The 4,177-nt window shown below is 35.3% G+C and carries 3 protein-coding genes; 2 read left to right on the top strand and 1 reads right to left on the bottom strand.

What is annotated here, in order from left to right; all coding sequences use genetic code 11:
• On the bottom strand, positions 1-1,380 hold a 1,380-nt coding region (locus COZ07_RS02585), incomplete at its 3' end, for an NAD(P)/FAD-dependent oxidoreductase (protein ID WP_406607032.1).
• Positions 1,381-1,724: 344 nt separating this feature from the next.
• On the opposite strand from COZ07_RS02585, the gene COZ07_RS02580 reads away from it, so the two are divergent.
• Together COZ07_RS02580 and COZ07_RS02575 are read left to right on the top strand one after the other, a co-directional pair.
• A complete protein-coding gene (locus COZ07_RS02580) occupies positions 1,725-2,561 on the top strand; it encodes a TIM barrel protein (RefSeq protein ID WP_406607031.1) in 837 nt (278 codons plus the stop codon).
• A gap of 50 nt (positions 2,562-2,611) precedes the next feature.
• On the top strand, positions 2,612-4,177 hold a 1,566-nt coding region (locus COZ07_RS02575), incomplete at its 3' end, for a Na/Pi cotransporter family protein (RefSeq protein ID WP_406607030.1).

Below are 4,177 nucleotides of genomic sequence, written 5' to 3'. Positions count from 1 at the left end.
TAGGATTCTTAAAACTCTGGGACTACAAAAACCTCCCTGGCATCGGCCCATCCCTGCCCTGGTCCTTCTCTTTATGGCATCAAGACTTCTGGCGGGCACCGGTTGATGGATAGCCCTTATTATTTCTCCTTTGCTTACCTTCTCACATCGGCAGATAATCTCTCCATAATCGGAATCTCTTTCTATTATCTCCTGCCATCTTTCTATCTTGTCTGCATATTCTGTAAATCTCGGTTGGTCGGATAAGGTCTCTGTAAAATTATCCTTATAATTTAGTTCTAATTGGGGGGAAATTTCTTTTGCTACCTCTTTTAAAATATCGCTGACCATTTCGGCAATAGCCGGGGCTGAACTTAAGCCCGGTGACTTAATACCTGCCACATTGATAAAACCTTTAACCTTTTTTGAGGGCTCAATAATAAAATCATCTCTGCCCTCAATATTTGCCCTTAAACCGGTAAAAGAAGCCACCAGATCTTGATGGGGAAGATGGAGAACTAATTTTCTTGCTCCCGAATATACTTCGTTTATCCCGACCTCAGTAGTAGCCAGATCATCCTTTTCCTCAACCTGATAAGAGTTAGGTCCTATTAAGAGATTGTTATGAACCGTTGGCGCTACCAAAATTCCTTTTGTTAATTTAGTGGGAATAGGAAAAAGGATATGACCAACTAAGCTCCCCCATTGTTTATCAAATAGCCTGTATTCACCTTTTAAAGGCTTTATCTTAAAATCTTCTCCGATAAGTTTAGCCATCTCATCAGCATATAACCCAGCAGCGTTTATTATTACCCTAGTTTCAATTAACCCCTTGTTGGTAAGTATGCCATAAGTCTGTCCTTTCTCAATTATTATATCCTTTGCTTCGGTTTCCAGTAAGACTTTAACTCCATTTATTACTGCATTATCAGCCAGGGCGATAGTTAATTCATAAGGGGAAATAATTCCGGCAGAAGGGGCATAAAGGGCATACTTGGCTTGGGGATTTAAATTTGCTTCTAATCTAAATAACTTATCACCAGTAATTATTTCTAAATTTTTAACTCCGTTTTTTTCTCCGTTCACTTTTAGATCTTTCACTTTATTAAAATCTTTCTCGTTAAAGCCCACCACCAATGAACCTATCCTCTTAAAGGGAACTTTTAAATCTGCACACAGCTTATCAAATTTTAAATTTGACTTTATATTAAGTTTACCTTTTAAGGTTTTAAAATCAGCATCATAGCCGGCATGGATAATCCCAGAATTACCCTTACTGGTCCCCATTGCCACATCATCTTCTTTTTCTATAAGAGTTATATCCAGTCTGTATCTGGATAATTCTCGGGCAATAGCAGTGCCGATTACCCCTCCTCCTATAATTACCACATCTGTCTTCATCGATATTCTCTTCATATTACAAATAAAAAACCATTTCATTAACCTGCATATCCGAATATATTCAGATAAAAGGGCTTAAGCCCCCGGTTAATAAAATGGTTCTCTCTTGTTTCTCCACCATTTATATTCAATTTTGTTATTATAATATCATACCAAATTATAATCGTCAATTTTTTTGTTTCCTAACTCCCCAATTTCAGGTGTTTCGTTTACAAATTTACTTCTTTAGGATAATATAATAAAAAATAAGCAAATTTCTCGAGAAAAATATTCCTAAAAATTAAGTTACGCTTAATTTATCTTAGTTTACAAAACTATTAAAATATAAAAAGGGAGAGAATAGGATGATGGAAAGATCAAGATTTAGTCTAAATAGAATAATCTACCCGGATTTGAACTTAGAAGATTTTTTTAAATTTACTGCAGATTTAGGTCTGAATAAGGTCGAATTACGAAACGACCTCCCTGGAAAAGGAGTAATTGATACTTATTCGCCAGAAGAAATTAAAGATTTATTAAAAAAATATGACCTAGAGATACTTACTATCAACGCCCTACAAAAATTTAATCTGGGTGTAGTATTGCAGCAAGCAATAAAAGAATTAAAAGAATTAATTAATCTGTCTTTGTCTATAGGGTGCAAAGCAATCGTACTATGTCCCAATAACGAGGTTAATGACCGAAGGAATTCAAAAGAGTTTTTTAAAGAAACTGTAGGAGCATTAAAATCATTCGCTCCGTTATTTGAAGAAAGTAATTTGTGGGGTTATGTGGAACCTCTGGGATTCAAAGAAAGCTCACTTTGCTCATTAGTTACAGCTATGAACGCTATAAAAGAGGCAGGTTGTCCTAACTACAAAATTGTCTATGATACTTTCCATCACTACATCGGTCCTGATACATTTGATATAATAGAAAATAAATATAACCTTTCTTATACCGGATTAGTGCATATCTCTGGAGTAGAAAGTGTTATTCCAACTGAACAATATAGAGATAATCACCGTATTTTAGTATCCGTCCAGGATAAACTTAAAAGCAAGGAACAGATAGAATTACTAATTAAACTAGGCTATAATGGGGATATCTCCTTGGAACCTTTTGCTAAAGAAGTACAAAAGATGGAGATTGAAGAGATAAAATCGGCTATTGATAAGAGCATAGAATATATTGTTAAATAATAAATGTTTTCTATATTTTTATAAAAATTTAAACCGGGAGAAAGAACAATATGTTTTTTATTCTAATGGGCTTGGTTGGGGGATTGGCTCTATTCTTATATGGGATGCAAATGACCAGTGAAGGCTTAAAAAATAACTTTGGTAATAAGTTAAAACAAATCTTAAGTACTCTATCTAAAAATAAATTAATCGCTTTATTTGCCGGTATTATCCTAACCTTTACTATCCAGAGCAGCACCGCTGCCTCTACTCTATTGGTAAGTCTGGTAAATACTGGAATTATGAGCTTAAGTCAGACACTTAGTATTTTGCTGGGAACCAGTATGGGGACAACTATAGCAACCCAAATAATTGCCTTTAGGATATCTGATTATGCCCTCTTAATAATTATGGTCGGATTTGGTTTAATAATTTTAGGGAGAAAGAGAAAACAGAGATTTATAGGCAATATTTTACTGGGGGTAGGTTTTATTTTTCTGGGGATGAAGGTGATGTCAGAATCAGTCTCTCCCCTTAAAGACCAGGCCTTTTTTAAGGAAACATTAACTAATTTGGAAAATATTCCTCTATTAGCTCTGCTCGCCTCTACCTTATTTACCAGTCTAATCCAGAGCAGTACTGCCACTATGGGCTTAACTATTTCTCTAGCTATGCAAGGGCTCATCTCTCTTAATCTGGCTATTCCTATTATTTTAGGTTCACATTTAGGCTCCTGCTCCACCGTCCTCTTCGCTGGCATCGGAGCTACCAGGAGTGCAAAAAGGGTTATTTGGGCTAATTTATTATTTAAACTAGGAGGAGTTATTATATTTTTCCTGCTCACTACCCCAATAATTTATCTGGTGCAAAAGACTTCTATAAATCTACCTCGACAGATTGCCAATGCCCATGCCTTAATCATTGTGGGCAATGCCCTAATTTTTCTACCCTTTACTGAAGGATTCGCCAAACTTTTAGAAAAAATTATTCCCAAGACCGAGGAAGTAGATTCTTTACAAAAACCAAAATTTTTAGATGCCGGTGCCCTTAAAACTCCTGAAATTGCCTTTTATCTTGCCAGTAAAGAGATATTGCGCATTTCTAACACTGTTGAAGAGATGGTATTAGGCATTATGCAAGTTTTCCTTAATAATGATGAAAAATTACTGGACAAGGTTGGCCAGCAAGATATGATTGTAGATAACCTTTCTCGAGAGATAACCAGATATCTAACTAAAATAAGCTTTGAAACCCTTTCTAAGGAACATTCTCAAGAAGTATTTAGACTATTGTATGTGGTTGACGACCTTGAGCATATCGGGGACTTGATTGATAAAAATTTGATTCCTTTGGTAGAAAAAAAGATCGATCATAGTCTTATATTTTCTGAGAAAGGGTTAGAAGAGATTAAAAAGATGCATCAAAAAATATATAATAATCTTCGCTGTGCCATAGGTGCTTTTGCTCTCCAGGACCGAAGGATGGCACAAAAAGTAGTTGACCAAAAAGAAGATATTGATGCTTTGGAAATAAACTTACGCAAAACTCATATTAACCGACTAAATATTGGAGTAGAGCTCTCTCAAAAGACCAGTGGTATGCATCTTGATTTAATTAATATCCTTAAAAGAATAAAT

It is taken from the genome of Candidatus Infernicultor aquiphilus, assembly GCF_002784285.1.
In the GTDB taxonomy this organism is placed as follows: domain Bacteria; phylum Atribacterota; class Phoenicimicrobiia; order Phoenicimicrobiales; family Phoenicimicrobiaceae; genus Infernicultor; species Infernicultor aquiphilus.
Note: the sequence above shows the minus strand (reverse complement) of the source record. Positions and strands in the feature narration are given on the sequence as shown.